Annotated in this window: 18 protein-coding genes; 16 read left to right on the top strand and 2 right to left on the bottom strand. The window is 66.8% G+C overall.

Translation table 11 applies throughout. The features are described 5' to 3' along the window. Nucleotides 1–338: 338 nt before the first annotated feature. Nucleotides 339–1,142, bottom strand: a complete 804-nt coding sequence (gene map / locus BLU54_RS06105; protein WP_091906111.1) for a type I methionyl aminopeptidase — start codon at nt 1,140–1,142, stop codon at nt 339–341. A 796-nt stretch (nt 1,143–1,938) separates the two neighbouring features. Here map and rpsB point away from each other — a divergent pair. The 16 genes from rpsB to BLU54_RS06025 all read left to right on the top strand — a co-directional run bounded on the left by rpsB (nt 1,939) and on the right by BLU54_RS06025 (nt 18,599). Beyond that, entirely contained in the window at nt 1,939–2,694 is a 756-nt protein-coding gene (gene rpsB, locus BLU54_RS06100) for a 30S ribosomal protein S2 (RefSeq protein WP_091906109.1), read from the top strand. A 135-nt stretch (nt 2,695–2,829) separates the two neighbouring features. Further along, entirely contained in the window at nt 2,830–3,714 is an 885-nt protein-coding gene (gene tsf / locus BLU54_RS06095) for a translation elongation factor Ts (protein ID WP_091906107.1), read from the top strand. A gap of 278 nt (nt 3,715–3,992) precedes the next feature. Continuing rightward, nucleotides 3,993–4,706 (top strand): UMP kinase, encoded by a 714-nt coding sequence (gene pyrH / locus BLU54_RS06090; RefSeq protein ID WP_091906105.1) that lies wholly within the window; start codon nt 3,993–3,995, stop codon nt 4,704–4,706. Between the two features lie 65 nt (nt 4,707–4,771). Beyond that, complete coding sequence (gene frr, locus BLU54_RS06085) at nt 4,772–5,332, top strand: ribosome recycling factor (protein WP_091906103.1); 561 nt, start codon at nt 4,772–4,774, stop codon at nt 5,330–5,332. 158 nt (nt 5,333–5,490) lie between these two features. Continuing rightward, on the top strand, nt 5,491–6,267 hold the full coding sequence (uppS, locus tag BLU54_RS06080) for a polyprenyl diphosphate synthase (RefSeq protein ID WP_091906101.1): 777 nt from the start codon (nt 5,491–5,493) through the stop codon (nt 6,265–6,267). Beyond that, nucleotides 6,261–7,085, top strand: a complete 825-nt coding sequence (locus tag BLU54_RS06075; RefSeq protein ID WP_091906099.1) for a phosphatidate cytidylyltransferase — start codon at nt 6,261–6,263, stop codon at nt 7,083–7,085. Before uppS ends, BLU54_RS06075 begins: the two co-directional genes overlap by 7 nt. Before the next feature lie 26 nt (nt 7,086–7,111). Then, nucleotides 7,112–8,293, top strand: a complete 1,182-nt coding sequence (ispC, locus tag BLU54_RS06070; protein WP_091906097.1) for a 1-deoxy-D-xylulose-5-phosphate reductoisomerase — start codon at nt 7,112–7,114, stop codon at nt 8,291–8,293. A gap of 329 nt (nt 8,294–8,622) precedes the next feature. Continuing rightward, nucleotides 8,623–10,011 carry an RIP metalloprotease RseP gene (gene rseP / locus BLU54_RS06065; protein ID WP_091906633.1) on the top strand — a complete coding sequence of 463 codons (1,389 nt, stop codon included), beginning with the start codon at nt 8,623–8,625 and terminating at the stop codon, nt 10,009–10,011. A 234-nt stretch (nt 10,012–10,245) separates the two neighbouring features. Then, nucleotides 10,246–12,546: an outer membrane protein assembly factor BamA gene (gene bamA / locus BLU54_RS06060; RefSeq protein ID WP_091906629.1), complete on the top strand. Its 2,301-nt coding sequence runs from the start codon at nt 10,246–10,248 to the stop codon at nt 12,544–12,546. A gap of 92 nt (nt 12,547–12,638) precedes the next feature. Further along, nucleotides 12,639–13,118 carry an OmpH/Skp family outer membrane protein gene (locus BLU54_RS06055; protein WP_091906095.1) on the top strand — a complete coding sequence of 160 codons (480 nt, stop codon included), beginning with the start codon at nt 12,639–12,641 and terminating at the stop codon, nt 13,116–13,118. Then, nucleotides 13,118–14,194 carry a UDP-3-O-(3-hydroxymyristoyl)glucosamine N-acyltransferase gene (gene lpxD / locus BLU54_RS06050; protein ID WP_091906093.1) on the top strand — a complete coding sequence of 359 codons (1,077 nt, stop codon included), beginning with the start codon at nt 13,118–13,120 and terminating at the stop codon, nt 14,192–14,194. Before BLU54_RS06055 ends, lpxD begins: the two co-directional genes overlap by 1 nt. A 3-nt stretch (nt 14,195–14,197) precedes the next feature. Continuing rightward, nucleotides 14,198–14,671, top strand: a complete 474-nt coding sequence (gene fabZ, locus BLU54_RS06045) for a 3-hydroxyacyl-ACP dehydratase FabZ (RefSeq protein ID WP_091906090.1) — start codon at nt 14,198–14,200, stop codon at nt 14,669–14,671. Nucleotide 14,672: 1 nt separating this feature from the next. Next, a complete protein-coding gene (lpxA, locus tag BLU54_RS06040) occupies nt 14,673–15,461 on the top strand; it encodes an acyl-ACP--UDP-N-acetylglucosamine O-acyltransferase (protein WP_091906088.1) in 789 nt (262 codons plus the stop codon). A gap of 3 nt (nt 15,462–15,464) precedes the next feature. Beyond that, nucleotides 15,465–16,682 (top strand): lipid-A-disaccharide synthase, encoded by a 1,218-nt coding sequence (gene lpxB / locus BLU54_RS06035; RefSeq protein ID WP_091906086.1) that lies wholly within the window; start codon nt 15,465–15,467, stop codon nt 16,680–16,682. Nucleotides 16,683–16,786: 104 nt separating this feature from the next. Beyond that, nucleotides 16,787–17,539, top strand: coding sequence for a ribonuclease HII (gene rnhB, locus BLU54_RS06030; protein WP_235837814.1), 753 nt, complete (start codon nt 16,787–16,789; stop codon nt 17,537–17,539). Nucleotides 17,540–17,645: 106 nt separating this feature from the next. Beyond that, nucleotides 17,646–18,599, top strand: coding sequence for a TrmH family RNA methyltransferase (locus BLU54_RS06025; RefSeq protein ID WP_235837813.1), 954 nt, complete (start codon nt 17,646–17,648; stop codon nt 18,597–18,599). Nucleotides 18,600–18,826: 227 nt separating this feature from the next. Here BLU54_RS06025 and BLU54_RS06020 read toward each other — a convergent pair whose 3' ends face one another. Continuing rightward, nucleotides 18,827–19,348, bottom strand: a complete 522-nt coding sequence (locus BLU54_RS06020) for a bleomycin resistance protein (protein ID WP_328586105.1) — start codon at nt 19,346–19,348, stop codon at nt 18,827–18,829. Nucleotides 19,349–19,487: the final 139 nt, after the last annotated feature.

Below are 19,487 nucleotides of genomic sequence, written 5' to 3'. Positions count from 1 at the left end.
GCATCGGGTGTCGGCGGGCATCGGCCAGTGTGGGCGAGTGTGGGGGGTATCGGCGAGTTTCGGCGAGTTTCGGCGAGCATCGGGCACGCCGCCCGGCGTCGCCGGCACCGCGCTGCTTGCGACGGCCGCTTTGCCAATCCTTCGCCACCCGTCCGGGACCGGGACCGCAGGGACACGTCATGTCGACTCGCGGCGCTGGTACTGGCCGGCGTACCCACCCGCGCAGCGCCATCGCGGTCCAGCGTCTGCCCCGATCAGCCCGCCGCGTTCCCGCGCCGGTTCCGCATCTGACGCGCGCTGCGGCGCGCGCAACAATCGAAACAAGCGCCGCGCTTGTCTCAGGCGTCGGCCAGCGCCGGCCTCGCCGGGGTCAGTGCCGACACGGTCAGGACGTCGACCCCCGTTTCGGTGACCAGCACCGTGTGTTCCCATTGCGCGGACAGGCTGCGATCCCGCGTCTTCACGGTCCACTGATCGGGCATCGTGCGGATGTCGCGACGGCCGGCGTTCACCATCGGCTCGATGGTGAAGATCATGCCCGGCTCTAGCACCAGTCCTGTGCCCGGACGCCCGTAATGGACCACCTGTGGATCCTCGTGAAAGACGGTGCCGATGCCGTGGCCGCAGTATTCACGCACGATGCTGTAGCCGGCCGCTTCGGCATGCCGCTGGATCGCATGGCCGATGTCGCCCAGCTGCGCGCCCGGCCGTACCTGGTCGATGCCGAGCCACATGCATTCGAACGTCACCTGCACGAGACGCTTGGCGAGGATCGAGCCCTCGCCGGCGATGAACATCCGGCTGGTGTCGCCGAAATAACCGTCCTTGATGACCGTGATGTCGATGTTCAGCGCGTCGCCGTTCTTCAACACCTTGTCGCCCGGAATGCCGTGGCAGATCACGTCGTTGACCGAGATACAGGTCGCTTTCGGATAGGGCGGATAACCGGGCGGCTGGTAGTTCAGCGGCGCGGGCACGGTGCCCTGCACGTCCGTCATGTAGGCGTGGCAGAGCCGGTCCAACTCTCCGGTCGAGACGCCCGGCTTGATGAACGGCGTGATGTGGTCGAGCACTTCGCTGGCGAGACGGCATGCCTCGCGCATTTTTGCGATGTCGTGTTCGGTCTTGATGGTAACGGCCATGGCGAACGGGCTTGCGTGAATCTTAAGTGGCGGGATTATCGCACCTTCGCCGCTCCGGCACAGGCGCAAGCGCCACAAGCCGAGCACGACGGGGCCGCTGACAGGCCCGGCACGGGCGGGCAGCGGCGGGGCCAGGGCGGGAAAGGCCAGGTAAGGCCAGGTAAGGCCAGGTAAGGCCAGATGAGGGCGGGCCAGGGCGTACGGACACTGCTGAGAAACCGATGCCTTGCGAATCAGGAGAGGCGATGACCCCCGCGCGACGCGCATCAGCGCGATTTGCAGCGTTCGCCTTCCTGCATCGTGCGGCAGGCGCCAACCTGCCGGCCCCGGTCTTCGCGCGAGGCGTTGCGGGCAGGCCACGGCCCCTATCATCGACATATACTGCCAAGTTTTAAGGAAACCAGCCACCTGCCGCAGCCTCCGGCCACCTGCCGCTGCATCCGGGCGCCGCCCGCCGCCATCGGCCGCGCTCGTTGGCCGCCCTCCAACGGTGCGGCGCCAGCGTGCCAGCCTGTCGAAACGCATGCAATTCTGCGGCGTCGATGCTATACTCTCGGGCTAGCTTCCGTTGCACCCGAGCGCCTGCTGCAGGCATCGACCACGTGTCGATGCCGCGACAAGCGGGCATTGCCGGATCGCGGGCATTGCCAGATCGGTTCGCCGAACGCTCGGAAGCTATCTGGTATCACTCAGAAAATAGTCAGGAAATCGCGAGCCGCCGCACCCAGGGTGTCGTCCGTAACAGCACGGACGATGTCGCGGGCGGCTTAAGACCCAACCCTTTGGAGAAGGACTCATGGCAGTCACGATGCGCCAGATGCTCGAAGCGGGCGTCCACTTTGGTCACCAGACCCGCTTCTGGAACCCCAAGATGGCACCGTTCATCTTCGGTTCGCGCAACAAGATTCACATCATCAACCTCGACAAGACGATGCCGATGTTGAACGACGCACTGAAGTATGTGCGTCAGCTGTCGGCCAATCGCGGCACGATCCTGTTCGTCGGCACCAAGCGCCAGGCGCGCGAGATGATTTCCGACGCGGCCCGCCGCGCCGGCATGCCGTATGTCGACAGCCGTTGGCTGGGCGGCATGCTCACCAACTTCAAGACGCTCAAGTCGTCGATCAAGCGCCTGAAGGACATGGACGCAGCGGTCGAGGCAGGCGAGCTCGAGAAGATGACCAAGAAGGAAGCCCTGCTGTTCGAACGCGAGCGCGACAAGCTCGAGAAGGCGATTGGCGGCGTGAAGGACATGGGCGGCATTCCGGACGCGATCTTCGTGGTCGACGTCGGCTACCACAAGAACGCGATCGCCGAAGCTCGCAAGCTGGGCGTGCCGGTCGTGGCCGTGGTCGATACCAACCACTCGCCGGACGATCTGGAATACGTGATCCCGGGCAACGACGACTCGCGGAACGCAGTCGAGCTGTACGCCAACGCGGTTGCCGACGCGATCATCGAAGGCCGTGACGCGGCGACCCAGGAAGTGGTCGAAGCGATCCGCGCCAGCGAAGACGGCGACGAATTCGTTGAAGTGAACGAGCAGGCCTGATCGCTCGGGTCGGGCGCGAGCACGACGCGATATAAAAAGGGGCTGCTTCCAGGCCCCTTTTTTACAGCCAGCGCGCCCGGCGCGGCAATCGAGCAGGTCCAGACAGACAGAGTCAAACCAGACAAGGAGTAGATCATGGCGGCAATTACCGCGAGCATGGTGGCAGAACTGCGCGCTAAGACCGACGCGCCGATGATGGAGTGCAAGAAGGCCCTGACCGAAGCCGAAGGCGACATGGCCCGTGCCGAGGAATTGCTGCGCGTGAAGCTCGGCAGCAAGGCGTCGAAGGCCGCTTCGCGCGTGACGGCGGAAGGTATCGTCGTCGCGCACATCGCCAATGGCGTCGGCGTGCTGGCTGAGTTGAACTGCGAAACCGACTTCGTCGCCAAGAACGACGACTTCCTGGCCTTCGCTCGCGCCGTCGCCGAACTGATTGCCGAGAAGAACCCGGCCGATCCGGCTGCCGCGCTGGCGCTGCCGATGGAGTCGGGTACGGTGGAATCGGTGCGCGCGGCGCTGGTCGGCAAGATCGGTGAAAACCTGACGCTGCGCCGCTTCAAGCGTGTCGCGACCGACAAGCAATTGGCCGCCTACGTCCACGGCACCCGCATCGGCGTGCTGGTCGAGTTCAGCGGCGGTACGCCGGAAACCGGCAAGGACGTCGCGATGCACATTGCCGCGATGAAGCCGGTGTCGGTTTCGTCGAGCGATGTGCCGGCCGAACTGATCGCGAAGGAACGCAGCGTGGCCGAGCAGAAGGCCGCCGAGTCGGGCAAGCCGGCCGAGATCGTCGCGAAGATGGTTGAGGGCAGCGTGCAGAAGTATCTGAAGGAAGTGTCGCTGCTGAACCAGTCGTTCGTGCGTAACGACAAGCAGACGGTGGAACAGATGCTGAAGGCGGCCAACGCCTCGGTCGAGTCGTTCACGCTGTACATCGTCGGCGAAGGTATCGAGAAGCGCCAGGACGACTTCGCCGCCGAAGTGGCCGCGCAGGTCGCCGCTGCCTCGAAGCAGGGCTGATGGAGCGGATCGGCGCGCCGGCCAGGCGGCGCCGATCCGAAACCCACGCAGCGGCGACGGCGCCTGCCGTCCCGCTTCGCGCTCGACGCGGTTGTGCCAACCGTGTTCGATCGGTCGGACGCAGTGATGCCGATGCTGACCTGTCGGTCCGGTCGCGGCCGGATCGACCGGCTGGGTCGCACCCGTCCGGCGCCGTCTTTGCGACTCCGTTCGCGCCCGACTGTGCTAACGTAGCAAGCCGCAACCCACAAGAATTTCATCCGCTGAGTAAATCGTCCATGACCCCTGCCTACAAACGCGTTCTGTTGAAATTGTCCGGCGAAGCGTTGATGGGAGAGGATGCGTACGGGATCAACCGCGGCACGATCGAAGGCATGGTCCGCGACATCGCGGAAATCGTCGCGATGGGCACGCAGGTGGCGGTGGTGATCGGCGGCGGCAATATCTTCCGCGGCGTGGCTGGCGGTGCCGCCGGCATGGACCGGGCGACCGCCGATTACATGGGCATGCTCGCGACGATGATGAACGCGCTCGCGCTGCAGGATGCGATGCGCCACGTCGGCCTCACGGCGCGCGTCCAGTCCGCGCTGCGCATGGACCAGGTGGTCGAGCCGTATATCCGTCCGCGCGCGATCCGCCAGCTCGAAGAAGGGCGGGTCGTGATCTTCGCGGCCGGCACCGGCAATCCGTTCTTCACGACCGACACCGCCGCTGCGCTGCGCGGCGCGGAGATCGGTGCCGAAATCGTGCTCAAGGCGACCAAGGTCGACGGCGTGTACTCGGCCGATCCGAAAAAGGACCCGAACGCGACGCGATATGCGACGATCAGCTTCGACGAGGCGATCGGGCGCAACCTGCAGGTGATGGACGCCACCGCCTTTGCACTGTGTCGCGACCAGAAACTGCCGATCAAGGTGTTCTCCATCGTCAAGCAAGGTGCGCTGAAGCGCATCGTGATGGGTGAGGACGAGGGCACGCTGGTCCACGTCTAAGCAGCTCGCCACGCCGGGCGTCCCGGTCCGGCGGCGCCGCTCCCGAAACTGGCTAGGAAAAAGTTATGACAATCGCAGATATCAAGAAGAACGCCGAGCAGAAGATGCAGCGGTCGATCGAGTCGTTCAAAGGCGATCTCGCGAAGGTTCGCACGGGCCGTGCACACACCGGCCTGCTCGACCACATCCAGGTCGACTACTACGGCTCGATGGTGCCGATCTCGCAGGTGGCCAACCTGACGCTGATCGACGCGCGCACGATCGGCGTCCAGCCCTGGGAAAAGAAGATGGTGTCGGCCGTCGAGAAGGCGATCCGCGATTCGGATCTGGGCCTGAACCCGTCGACGCAGGGCGAGCAGATCCGCGTGCCGATGCCCGCGCTGACCGAGGAGCGTCGCCGCGAACTGGTCAAGGTCGTGAAGAACGAAGCGGAAAACGCGAAGATCGCCGTGCGCAATCTGCGCCGCGACGCGAACGAGCAGGTCAAGAAGCTGGTCAAGGACAAGCTGGCCTCGGAAGACGAGGAGCGCCGCTCGGCAGACGAGATCCAGAAGCTGACGGACCGCTATGTCGCCGAAATCGACAAGCTGTTCCAGACCAAGGAAGCCGAGATCATGACTGTTTGAGCCGGCGTGTCGGCGGGTGGGCGCGCCGCGCCGCCTCGCAATGACGCGGGCCGAGCCGCCGTCCTCGTCCGACTGACGCGCGGCACCTGGCAACCGGTGCTTGCGTCGCCCCCAACGACCGCCCCGCCGGGTGCGCAGCGGTCCCGAGACAGCGTTTCATGACTCATATCAGTTCCACGATCCATGTGCCGGACGTGTCCGAGACGCCGCGGCACATTGCGATCATTCTCGACGGGAATGGCCGCTGGGCGCAGAAGCGGCGCCTGCCGCGCGTCGCCGGTCACACGCGCGGTGTCGACGCGGTGCGTACCACCGTCGAGGGCTGCGTCAAGCGCGGCGTCACCCACCTGACGCTGTTCGCGTTCAGTTCGGAAAACTGGCGCCGGCCGCAGGACGAGGTCTCGTTCCTGATGCGTCTGTTCGTGATGGTGCTCGAGCGCGAGGTCGCCCGCATGCACGCGAACAACATCCGCCTGCGCATCATCGGCGACCTCAGCCGCTTCGACGATCGCATTCGCGATCTGGTGCGGCGCGCCGAGGCCAAGACCGCGAACAACAGCGCGATGACACTGACCATCGCCGCCAACTACGGCGGCCGCTGGGACATCCTGCAGGCCACCCGCAAGATCGCAGAGGCGGCCGCGGCATCCGGCCAGGTCGGCGAGATCGACGAGCGCAGCTTCGAGCGCCATCTGGCGCTGGCCGACGCGCCGGAGCCCGATCTGTTCATCCGCACCGGCGGCGAACAGCGCATCAGCAACTTTCTGCTCTGGCAGCTCGCCTACACCGAGCTGTATTTCACCGATTTGCTCTGGCCGGATTTCGACGAAGCGGCGCTCGATGCCGCCTGCCAGTCGTACGGTAGGCGCGAGCGACGTTTTGGCCGGACCAGCGCTCAGTTGCAACCCACCGGCCGGGACGCGCTGCCATGCTGAAGGCCCGACTGCTTACCGCGATCGTCCTGCTGCTGATATTCGTGCCGGTGACGCTTTTCGCACCGCTTGGCGTGTTCGGCGCCCTGATCGGCTTCGTGGTCGTGTTCGCCGCGTGGGAGTGGGCGCGTTTGCTGAAGTTCGGCGGCAATTTCGCGATCGGCTATGCATTGCTGACCGCGGTGCTGGTCTTGCTCGGCGCGCGTGCGTTGCCGCTCGACACGCCCGGACTCTATCGCGCTGCCGCGCTGTTCTGGGTGCTGGCCGTGCCGTTCGCGTTCGTGCGCCGGCCGACGCTGGCCGCCGGAGGCTGGCGCGCGTTCCTGCTGCTGGCTGGCATCGTGCTGTTCAATGCCTGTTGGCATGCGCTCGTTACCGCCCGCGCGCACGGCGTGCCGTTCGTGCTGTCGCTGCTGCTGCTGGTGTGGCTCGCCGACATCGGGGCCTACTTCGCCGGTCGCCGTTTCGGGCGCCGCAAGCTCGCGGTGACGATCAGTCCTGGCAAGACGTGGGAAGGCGCGATCGGTGGCTGGCTGCTGGCCATCGTCGTTGCGCTGCTTGCCATCGTCGCGCACCCGTTCGATCCCGCCGCGCCGACCTTCTATGAACTGCTTGCCGCGCAGCGCGGCATCGCGGTCGCGCTGCTGACGCTCACTGTCCTGGTCATTTTCAGCGTGCTGGGCGACTTGTTCGAGTCGCTGCTGAAGCGACAGGCGGGCGTGAAGGATTCCAGCGCGCTGCTGCCGGGGCATGGCGGGGTGCTCGATCGCATCGATGCCCTGTTGCCGGTGCTGCCGATCGCGATGCTGTTCGTGCACTGAGGCGCCGCCGCGGCTTCGGATTATTCATGAGACGAATCACACTGCTTGGCTCGACCGGTTCGATCGGCGACAGCACGCTCGACGTGATCGGGCGGCATCCCGAGCGTTTCTCGGTATACGCGCTCGCCGCGCACCGCAACTGGCGCAAGCTGGCCGAGCAGTGCGAGCGTTTCCGCCCGCAGCTTGCCGTGGTCGGTTCGCCGGATGCCGCCGAGGCGCTGCGCGCCCATCTGCGTGCCGCTGGCTTGCCGACCGAGGTAAGTTGGGGCCCCGCCGCGCTGGACGAAGTAGCGGCCGCCGACGGCTGTGACACCGTCGTGGCGGCCATCGTCGGCGCGGCTGGCCTGTCCAGCGCGCTCGCGGCCGCCCGGGCCGGTAAGCGCATCCTGCTGGCCAACAAGGAAGCGCTGGTGATGTCCGGCGCGCTGTTCATCGCGACCGTGCAGCGCAGCGGAGCGGTCCTGCTGCCGCTCGACAGCGAACACAACGCGATCTTCCAGTGCCTGCCCGAGGGCAGGGCCGATGGTCGCGGCGTCGAACGGCTGATCCTGACCGCCTCGGGCGGGCCGTTCCGGACGCGTGCGTTGGAGACACTGGCGGACGTCACGCCCGACGAAGCCTGCGCGCATCCGAACTGGTCGATGGGCCGCAAGATTTCGGTCGACTCGGCCACCATGATGAACAAGGGGCTCGAGGTGATCGAGGCCCACTGGTTGTTCGGGCTGCCGCGCGAACGCATCGATGTGCTGCTGCATCCGCAGAGCGTGATCCACTCGATGGTCAGCTACTCGGACGGGTCGGTGCTCGCGCAGTTGGGCAATCCCGACATGCGCACGCCGATCGCGCACGCATTGGCCTATCCGGACCGCGTCGGTGCCGGCGTCGCGCCGCTCGATCTCGCCGCCGTCGCCCAACTGAATTTCGAGCGCGCCGATCTGGCCCGCTTTCCATGCCTGCGTCTCGCCTTCGAAGCGCTGTCGGCAGGCGGCAGCGCCAGCACGGTGCTGAACGCGGCGAACGAAGTCGCGGTGCAGGCGTTCCTCGAAGGGCGATTGCGGTTCACGGCAATCGCCGAGGTGGTCGAGTCGACGATGGCGCGCGCGCGCATTGTCGAACTCGCCGGGCTGGACGATGTGCTGGCGTCCGACCACGAGGCCCGCCGTCTTGCGAACGAGGCGTTGGCCGCGGGTGCACTGCAGGCGGGTTGAGGCGGCATAGCCGGCACGGGCGCGGCAGGGCTGTAGCGGGCGGGCCTTGGGCCTTGGGCCTCAGCGCGGTCCGGTTTGCAGCGCGACCTGCACGCTGTACGCGAGGCACGACGCAGGCGCGCCGCTACCGCGCTCAAACCGCTCGCGGGCAGCGCGCAGGCCGCTTGCAAGCCAGGCTGACGCCACGCCAGCGCCGCTTGGCCAAGGACGAGCCGCGGCCAGGCGGCACGACGGGGCGCTTGCCTGATAGTCACGCGGCAGGCCGTCGCGCGCGCGACGAGCGCGGCGCGCACAAGCCGAGCATCGCCTCGGCCGGACTGGAGTCGACCATGAGCTTATTGATTGCCGTTGCTGCCTTCGCCGTTGCCATCGGCATTCTGGTGGTCGCCCACGAGTTCGGCCATTATTCCGTCGCGCGCCTGTGCGGCGTGCGTGTGTTGCGCTTCTCGCTGGGCCTCGGCAAACCTTTTTATAGCTGGCGCGACCGCAGCGGAACGGAATGGACCCTCGGTTCGCTGCCGTTCGGCGGCTATGTGAAGATGCTCGACGAGCGGGACGAGACGGGGCCGCTCTCGCCGCAGGCGCGCGCGCGGGCCTTCAACCGGCAAAGCGTCGGCCGCCGCTTTGCGATCGTCGCGGCTGGCCCCGCGGCCAGCTTCCTGCTCGCCATTGTCTTGTTCTCGGGCCTCTACATGGCCGGCGTGAATGACGTGGCGCCGGTGCTCGCGCAACCGGACGCCGCTACCCCGGCGGCGGCGGCCGGCCTGCGTGCGGGCGACCAGATCGTCGCCGCGGGCGCCGGTGCCGAACGCGAAGCCGTCCGCGGCTGGTCCGATCTGCGCTGGCGACTGATCGCCGACGGGCAGGGCGCGGGCGACGGCGCGCGCGCGCCGCTCGTGCTCGATCTCGAGGTGCGCCGCGACGGCGCGGTGCTGACCCGGCAGCTTCGGCTGGCCGCCACGGACGCGGGCAAGGACGCGCCGGCGCCCGACGATCCGGCCGCCGACCCGTTGCGCGCACTCGGTCTGGCGCCGCTGCCGTTGGCGGTCGAGATCGGCGAGATTCGGCCGGGCAGTCCGGCCGCGGCGGGCGGCCTGCGTGCCGGCGACCGCTTGCTAGCGGTGCAGGGCCAGGCGGTAACCGACGCGTCGCGCTTCGTTGCCGCGGTCCGTGCCGCCGACAGCCGCGCGCTGGCGCTCGACGTCTTGCGGGACGGAAAGACCGTGCGCCTGAGCGTGACGCCGCATGCCAACGCCGACGGCGTGGTGCAGATTGGCGCCGGCATCGGCGAGCGCCTGCGCCAGGTGAAGGTCAGCTACGGACCGGTGCGGGCGCTGGCGCTCGGCGCGCAGCGCACGCTGGACGTCGCGGTGTTCTCCGTGAAGATCTTCTGGCGCATGCTGACGGGACAGGCCTCGTTGAAGAATCTGAGTGGTCCGGTGACCATCGCGGACCAGGCTGGACAGAGTGCGCGGATCGGTCTGGCCGCCTTCATTTCATTCATTGCGCTGGTCAGCATCAGCATCGGCGTCTTGAATCTACTGCCGATTCCGGTTTTGGACGGGGGGCATTTGTTATATTATGCGGTCGAAGCTGTGACCGGCCGGGCCGTATCGGAGCGCGTGCAAGGCCTTCTGCAGCGCTTCGGCCTGCTGTGCATCATTGCGCTGTCGGCCATTGCGCTGTTCAACGATCTGACGCGCGTCTTCCGGTCATGATCGCGCCAGCGCCGACCTTTTTGGGCGTTTCGTTCGTTGCCGGCCAGTAGGGTGACCGGTGGTTTCGTGGCCGTCGACTGTGCAGCCGCTCGCGGCTGTTCGTGCCGGCGGCCTTTTGCATGTACGGTCCGCGCAGCGCGACGGCCGCGCGCGCTGGCTGCTTTGCGCCGTTTTGCGCTGTTTTGCGCTGTTTAGTCATCTCGACAGACCCTTCCAGTGAATTGGGGAAGCAAGTTGTTCAAACCTCATCGTTTCGTGCCGAAGGCTGCCACCGTGGCGCTCTTCGCTCTCCACGGCGTTGCCGCCCATGCCATCGCGCCGTTCACGGTCAGCGATGTCCGGATCGAGGGACTGCAGCGTATCGAACCCGGTACGGTCTTCTCCTATCTGCCGATCAAGAAGGGCGACACCTTCACCGATGAAAAGGCGTCGCAGGCGATCCGCGCGCTGTTCGCCACCGGTTTCTTCAGCGACGTGCGCGTCGCCGCCGAAGGCAACGTCGTGATCGTGCGCGTTCAGGAGCGGCCGGCGATCGCAACGGTGGACTTCTCCGGCATCCGCGAATTCGACAAGGAAGCGCTGACCAAGGCGCTGCGGGCGGTCGGTCTGTCGACGGGCCGCTACTACGACAAGGCGCTGGTCGACAAGGCCGAGCAGGAGCTCAAGCGTCAATACCTCACGCGCGGCTACTACGCGGCGGAGGTGACGACGACGGTTACGCCGGTCGACCGCAACCGCGTCTCGGTGCTGTTCTCGGTGGTCGAAGGTCCGAGCGCGAAGATCCGTCAGGTGAACTTCATCGGCAACAAGGCATTCAAGTCGAGCACGCTGCGCGACGAGATGCAGTTGTCCACGCCGAACTGGTTCTCCTGGTACACGAAGAACGACCTGTATTCGAAGGAAAAGCTGACCGGCGACCTCGAGCGCATCGTGTCCTATTATCGGGACCGCGGCTATCTCGAATTCAACATCGAGTCGACGCAGGTGTCGATCTCGCCGGACAAGAAGGACATGTATCTGACGATCAGCGTCCACGAAGGCGAGCCGTACACGGTCACCTCCGTCGACTTGACCGGCGAACTGCTGGACAAGAAGGACGAGCTGAGCAAGCTGGTCAAGGTCAAGGCGGGCGAGCGTTTCTCCGCGGCGAAACTGACGGAGTCGACGAAGGCGATCACGGACCGGCTCGGCGAGTACGGCTATGCGTTCGCCACCGTCAACGTGCAGCCGGAAATCGACCAGCAGAACCACACCGTGGGCCTGGTCATGAACGTCGAGACCGGCCGGCGCGTCTACGTCCGGCACGTCAACATCAGCGGCAACACCAAGACGCGCGACGAAGTCGTGCGTCGCGAAATGCGCCAGTTCGAGAGCTCCTGGTTCGACAGCTCGCGCCTGAAGCTGTCGCAGGACCGGATCAACCGGCTCGGCTACTTCACCGACGTCAACGTCACGACCACGCCCGTCGAGGGCACGCCGGACCAGGTGGACGTCGACGTGAAGGTCACCGAGAAGCCGACCGGCGCGATCACGCTGGGCGCGGGCTTCTCGTCGAGCGACAAGGTCGTGCTGTCGGCCGGCGTTTCGCAGGACAACGTGTTCGGTTCGGGCACCAGCCTGTCGGTCAACGTCAACACCGCGCGGACCTACCGGACCCTCGAAGTCACGCAGACGGACCCGTACTTCACGATCGACGGGATCAGCCGGATCACCAGCGCGTACTACCGCACGTACTATCCGCTGTATTACTCGACCAGCGACAGCAACTTCCGGATCCTGAACGTCGGTGCGGACCTGAAGTTCGGCGTGCCGTTCTCGGAACTGGACACCGTCTACTTCGGTATCGGCGCCTCGCAGTACCGGATCAATACCGACGACGCGACGCCGGCGTCGTACAAGAACTATGTCGCGCAGGCCGGCTCGGTGTCGAACGTGATCCCGTTGACCGTGGGCTGGTCGCGCGACGCGCGTGACAGCGCGCTGGTGCCGAGCAAGGGCTACTACTCGCGCGCCAATGCCGAATTCGGTACGCCGGCGGGCAGCGAGTACTACAAGCTGGACCTGCAGCAGCAGTACTACTACTCGTTCGCGCGTGGCTTCGTGCTCGGCCTGAACGGACAGTTCGGCTACGGCAAGGCCTACGGCGGCAAGCCGTTCCCGATCTTCAAGAACTACTACGCCGGCGGTATCGGTTCCGTGCGCGGCTACGAAACCAGTTCGCTCGGTCCGCGCGACTCGACCACCGGCGACCCGATCGGCGGTTCGAAGCTGCTGGTCGGCAACATCGAGCTGACGTTCCCGCTGCCAGGCACCGGTTACGACCGCACGCTGCGTGTGTTCACGTTCTTCGACGCGGGTAACGTCTGGGGCGAAGGGCAGAACATCAACCTGGGCGACCTGCGCTATGGCTACGGTCTGGGTCTGGCGTGGATCTCGCCGATCGGCCCGCTGAAGATCAGCTTCGGCTTCCCGCTCGTCAAGCACGAAAACGACAAGTACCAGAAATTCCAGTTCCAGATCGGTACGGCATTCTGATGCGGGCGTGCCGCGACAGCGGCCGACGACGTACCTGACAGGAGAGACGTATCTTGAGCAAGCGAATCATTCATTCCGGCAGGCAGTTGCTGATGGCGCTGACGCTGGCGGCCGGTGCGGCCGCCGCGCACGCGCAGGATGCGACGCGCATCGCGGTGGTCAACTCGGATCGGATCCTGCGCGAGTCGGCGCCCGCCAAGGTCGCGCAATCGAAGCTCGAGCAGGAGTTCTCGAAACGCGACAAGGAACTGCAGGACATGGGCCAGCGCCTGCGCGCGCTGTCCGACCGGCTCGACAAGATGCCGCCGCAGAGCCCGGACCGGGCGAAGACGCAGCGCGAACTTTCGCAACTCGACAGCGATTTCCAGCGCAGGCAGCGTGAATTCCAGGCCGACCTGAACCAGCGCCGCAACGAGGAACTGGCTGCGGTGCTGGAGCGCGCGAACCGCGCGATCAAGTCGATCGCCGAGCAGAACAAGTACGACCTGATCCTCCAGGAAGCCGTCTACGTCAATCCGCGCGTCGATATCACCGATCAAGTGATCAAGGCGCTCGCGGGGTCGTCGAACTGATGGGGGTCAAGCTCGCACTCATCGCCGAGCTGGTCGGCGGGCGGGTGGTGGGCGACGCCGAGCGCGAGGTCGCGTCGCTCGCACCGCTCGACCGTGCAGGACCCGATCACATCGCGTTCCTGGCCAATCCCAAATACCTGCATCAGCTCGCCGACAGCAGTGCCGGCGCCGTGCTGATCCGCCAGCAGGACCTCGATACGCTGGGCGGCGCGAGCGCCGGCCGCAGCTGGATCGTCACCGACAATCCCTACGCCGGTTTTGCGCGCGTCGCGCAACACTTCGTGGCCGCGGCCGAGCCGCGCCCGCGTGCCGGCGTCGATCCGCGCGCGTTGGTCGAAATGGGCGCGACGGTCGACGAGACTGCATCGATCGGCCCGTTCGCGATCGTCGAGGCGGGCGCCTCGATCGGGGCGCGCGCACGGGTCGGCGCACACGCGTTCGTCGGACGCGGCGCGGTGATTGGCGAGGACGTGCTGATTCATCCGCGCGCGACGATCCATCACGGCTGCCGCGTCGGAGCCCGCACCATCATTCATTCCGGCGCCGTGATCGGCGCCGATGGCTTTGGCTTCGCGCCGGACTTCTCGTCCGACAGCGATCCGGAAGCGACCGGGCAGTGGGTCAAGATTCCGCAGGTTGGCGGCGTCACGCTTGGGCAGGACGTTGAGATCGGCGCCAACACCACGATCGATCGCGGCGCGATGGCCGATACCGTCGTCGAGGACGACGTGAAGATCGACAATTTGGTGCAGATTGCCCATAACTGCCGCATCGGTGCGCACACCGTGATTGCGGCCTGTGCCGGGATCGCCGGCAGTTCGGTCATCGGCCGGCACTGCATGATCGGCGGCGCGGTCGGCATCGCCGGCCACGTCACCCTGGGCGACCGCGTAGTGGTGACCGCCAAGTCCGGCGTCTCGAAATCGCTGCGGGGCCCGGGCGTCTATACCAGCGCGTTCCCGGCGATCGCCAACGCCGACTGGAACCGCAACGCCGCCGTCATGCGTAATCTGGACACGATGCGCCAGCGCCTGAAACAACTCGAAGCCACTGTCGCCGATCTGTCGGGAAAGTAATACATGGAACACAAAGAACTGCCGTCGACGCTCGACATCCAGCAGATCCTCTCGCTCCTGCCGCACCGCTATCCGATCCTGCTGGTCGACCGCGTGCTGGAACTGGAAGCGCACAAGCGGATCCGGGCCTTGAAGAACGTCACGGTCAACGAGCCGGCCTTCACCGGCCATTTCCCGGGACGTCCGGTGATGCCGGGCGTGCTGATTCTCGAAGCGCTGGCGCAGACCGCCGCGCTGCTGACCTTCGCGGACGAGCCGCGCGATCCGTCGACCACGCTGTATTACTACGCGGGCATCGATGGGGCGCGTTTCAAACGCGTGGTGGTGCCGGGCGATCAGTTGATCCTGGACGTGACGTTCGAGCGTCGCATGCGCGACATCTTCAAATTCACCGCGAAAGCCAGCGTCGACGGCAACGTTGCCGCCGAAGCGACGTTGATGTGCGCGGTCAAGACGACGGATAGCGCCGGGGTCTGACATGACGCGCATTCATCCCAGCGCCGTGGTCGATCCGGCCGCCCAGATCGACGCCACGGTGGAAATCGGCCCGTTCGCGGTGATCGGGCCGCATGTGTCGATCGGTGCGGGCAGCCAGGTCGGCTCGCACACGGTCATCGAAGGCCACACGTCGATCGGCGAGGGCAATCGGATCGGGCATTTCGCTGCCCTGGGCGGCGTGCCACAGGACATGAAGTACGCCGGCGAGCCGACGCGTCTCGAAATCGGCGCGCGCAACGTGATCCGCGAATTCACGACGATTCACTTGGGCACCGTGCAGGACGGCGGCGTGACCCGCATCGGCGATGACAACTGGATCATGGCCTACGTGCACATCGCGCACGACTGCCAGGTGGGCAACCACACGGTGTTCTCGAGCAATGCGCAGATCGCCGGGCACGTGCAGGTCGGCGACTGGGCGATCCTTGGCGGCATGTCCGGCGTGCACCAGTTCGTGCGCATCGGCGCGCACAGTTTCCTCGGCGGTGCCTCGGCGCTTGTCCAGGATCTGCCGCCGTTCGTGATTGCGGCGGGCGAGAAGGCCAGCCCGCACGGCGTCAATGTCGAAGGGTTGCGCCGGCGCGGTTTCTCCGCCGAGAGCATCGGCGCGGTGCGCGCCGCGTACCGCACGCTGTACAAGAGCGGCCTGGCCTTCGAAGAAGCGCTCGCGGCGCTGCGCGAGACCGTCGCGCAGGGTGGCGCGGGTACGGACAGCGTCGCCGCCTTGCTCGCTTTCGCCGAAAGCAGCAAGCGTGGCCTGATTCGCTGAGCGATGCCGAACGCCGTCCTGACCCGAGCGCGCGCGCCTGCCGGCACGGTGCCGGACGGCCCGCCGCGTCTTGCGATGGTGGCCGGCGAAGCCTCCGGCGATCTGCTCGGCGCGGCACTGCTCGGTGGCCTGCGCACGCGCCTGCCTGCCGCTGAAATTGCCGGCATCGGCGGACCGCGAATGGTGGCAGCCGGTTTCGACGCACGCTGGCCCAGCGAAACGCTGGCCGTCAACGGCTACGTCGAAGTGCTGCGCCATGTGCCCGCCATTCTTGCACTGCGCCGCCAACTCGTGCGGTGGCTGCTGACCGATCCGCCGGACGCCTTTGTCGGCATCGACGCGCCGGACTTCAACTTCGGCGTCGAGAAGGCGCTGCGCGCCGCCGGCGTGCCGACCGTCCATTTCGTGAGCCCGTCGATCTGGGCATGGCGCGGCGGCAGGATCAAGACGATCGCGCGCGCCAGCGATCACATGCTGTGCCTGTTTCCGTTCGAAAAAGACATCTACGATCGGGCTGGCATCGCGGCGACCTTCGTCGGTCATCCGCTGGCTGACGCCATTCCGATGGTGCCCGACACCGCTGGCGCGCGTCGCCGTCTCGGGATTGCCGAGACAGGGCCATGCATCGGCGTGATGCCGGGCAGCCGGCAGGGCGAGATCCATCGCATCGCGCCGGTGTTCCTCGAAGCGATGGCGCTGATGCAGCAGCGCGAGCCTGGCTTGCGTTTCCTGCTTGCGGCGGCGAACGAGACCGCGGCCAGCCTGCTGGCGCCGTTGATCGCCACGCATCCGCAGTTGTCGGTGCACGTGATCGTCGGCGATTCGCACGGCGTGCTCGAAGCCAGCGACGCAATGCTGATCAAGAGCGGCACCTCGACGCTCGAGGCCGCACTGTTCAAGAAGCCAATGGTCATCTCGTACAAGGTGCCCTGGCTGACCGGGCAGATCATGCGGCGGCAGGGCTATCTACCGTATGTCGGGCTGCCGAACATTCTCGCGGGCCGTTTCGTCGTGCCCGAACTCCTGCAGCATTTTGCGACGCCGTCGGCGTTGGCCGACGCCACGCTGGCGCAGCTTAACGATGAGGTCAATCGACGCGAGCTGACGGCGATCTTCACCGAAATCCATCAGTCGCTGCGCCAGGGCACCGCGCACCGCGCCGCGGATGCCGTTGCCGAGGTGGTCGAGACGGCGCGAGGCCGGCGCGGGCAGGCGCGATGAACGCGCGAGATTTCCTCCAGGATAGGACGGCAGAGGAAGCGGCGGGCGTTGAGCGGTCCGCCGACGCGGGCCGGCCGACAGCGCGGCAGCCGCGTCGGCGCGCCGTGACCTCGGCCTCCACCTCGACCGCTCAGGCGCGCCGCCAGCCCCCGGCGCGGCGGTGGACGGACCCGCCCGACACGCTGTGCTGCGGTGTCGATGAAGCCGGCCGTGGTCCGCTGGCGGGCCCGGTGGTGGCTGCCGCCGTGATCCTCGATCCCGCCCGGCCGATTGCCGGTCTCGATGACTCGAAGGCGTTGACGGCAAGGCGTCGCGAGGCGCTGTTCGATGAAATCGTCGCGAACGCGCTCGCTTTCTCGATAGCCGAAGCCACCGTCGCGGAAATCGACACGCTCAACATCCTGCACGCGACGATGCTTGCGATGCAGCGTGCGGTGGCCGGGCTTTCGATGGCCCCCGGCCTCGTTCGGGTGGACGGCAATCGCTGCCCGACGCTGCCGTGTGCGAGCGAAGCGGTGATCGGCGGCGATGCCTGCGTACCGGCGATCTCCGCCGCGTCGATCCTGGCCAAGGTCAGCCGCGATCGGCAACTGCTGGCGCTGGACGCTGCGTTCCCGGTGTACGGGTTCGGCCAGCATGCAGGCTACGGCACCGCGCAGCATCTGGCGGCGTTGGACCGGCACGGGCCCTGCATCCATCACCGTCGCTCGTTCGCACCGGTGCGCCGCGCGCTCGGCGAGCCGTGCGGACCGACCGGACGCGGACCCCGACGCGTGCAGACGCCGCTCGACCCGGCCTGGTTCGAAACGATGCACGACGTTGTGCCGCGCGACCCGTTCAGCGGCAAGCTGTTTTGAACGACGCGCCGCCACCTGCGGGCTGGCACCGCCCGGCGCGTTACCCTGAAGCGGCATGAAGCGTTGTTCGGCGCTGTAAGCCGCCGCAAACCGTTCATCCGAGCCAATGCCTACCTCTTCCGCGCGTCCTCCCGTCGAGTCTGTCGTTACTTCGCGAGCCAATCCGCTCTTCAAGCGGCTGCGTGCGCTGGCGCAGTCGACGCGCCGGCAGCGTAGCGAAGCCATCGCGTGGCTGGAGGGGCCGCATCTGATACGCGCACTGCTGGACGCGCAATGGGCCCCCGGCGAGTGGGCGGTGTCGTCTGCCGTGCCGCCGGACGGAGAGGTAGCGGCACTGCTTGCGCGCGGGCGCGCTGCCGGGGCGCAGATCACTGCTTTCGAACCGTCGCTGTTCGCGCAGATCAGCGCGGCCAGCGAAGCGACGGCACTCGTCGCCATCGTGCCGGTGCCGGCGGCTCAGGGACCGCTGGCAGACGGACCGTTGACTGCGAGTCCGCTAACAACCGGGCCGCTGACAGCCGGGCCGCTAACAACCGGGCCGCTGACAGCCGGGCCGCTGACAGCCGGGCCGCTGACAGCCGGGCCGCTGACAGCCGGGCCGATCGGCGACGTCGTGGTGCTCGACGCGGTCCAGGATGCCGGCAACGTCGGCGCGATATTGCGCACCGCGGCTGCGGCGGGCGTCCGTAGAGTGTTGCTGACGCCGGGTTGCGCGTATCCGTGGTCGAGCAAGGTGCTGCGCGCCGGCATGGGCGCGCATTTCGCGCTGACCGAGTTGGTCGAAACCACGCCCGAGGCGATCGTGGCCGGCTTGGCCGGCGCCGCGATTACGGTGACCACACTGCAGTCGTCGAAGCCGCTCCATGAAGTCGACCTGCGGCCGCCGCTGGCCTGGATCTTCGGCAACGAGGGCGCCGGCGTGTCGCCGTTCTGGCGCGACAAGGCATCGCTGAACCTCTTCATTCCGCAGACCGACGGCGTCGAATCGCTGAACGTCGCAGCCGCGGCGGCGGTATGCCTGTTCGAGCAGCGACGCCAACGAATCACCGCGGCGCGCTAGCGGCGCACGGCGGGCGCGGGCGAGAGGGGCGCATACGGTCAGCGCATACGGGGCCAGCGCATACGGGACCAGCGCATAAGGTGAGCGGCGGCCGCACGCGGCCAGACGTGCAGGCGTTGGGGCATTCGGGCATTCGGGCATCCGGGCATTCGGGCGACGTGCGCGGCTGCGGTGTCGACGCGGCGACCGTGACCGGTGCCGATACCGTGCGACATGACGCTCGCGCGTTAGACGCGCGTCGGCGATGCTGCCGGGCGCGGCACTGACGCGCTCTCCGAGTTCCGTCCCGCGCAAGCGCGGCGCGGCCGTGACCCGTTGGGCGATCGCTTGCTCCAGGTCGACGAAGCGGCTGGCGTGGCTGGCGAGTCGTTTGCATCGAACGCCTGCCCGAACTTGATCAGGTTGCCATCCGGGTCGTGCACATAGAGCTCGGCCATCCCCCAGGGGGTGCGTCGCACCGGCAGCAAATCGGCGACAGTCGTTGTCAGCTCGGCGTGCAGTGACTCGATGTCAGCGACGTGGATGTAGCACGACGTGTTCTCCGCGATGACGCGATCGCCGCACCGCCAGAAGTGGATCTCGACTGCACCGCGCGTCGCGATGCCATATGAAGCGTCCTCGAACGAGTGGGTCTGAAAGCCGAGCACGTCGCGGTAGAACGCAAGCGTGCGTGGCATGTCGAGCGAGGCAAGCACGGGAACAGCCTTGCCGAATGTCGTGTCGTGGTGAGGCATGTCTCGCGTTTCCATACGTTCTCGCTTGTCCCTTATGTCTTGTCGGTCCGCTTCGTTGCTGTCGGCAGATTGGCTCGCCGAGCGCCAGCGCTCGATCGTATCCGCTCAGCCGCATCGACCGTGCGGTAGTCGGACAACGTCGCGTGCCTGTCGA

This window comes from Chitinasiproducens palmae, from assembly GCF_900095735.1.
Lineage (GTDB): Bacteria > Pseudomonadota > Gammaproteobacteria > Burkholderiales > Burkholderiaceae > Chitinasiproducens > Chitinasiproducens palmae.
The sequence above is the reverse complement of the archived record's forward strand: the minus strand, read 5'-3'. Positions and strand labels throughout refer to the sequence as shown.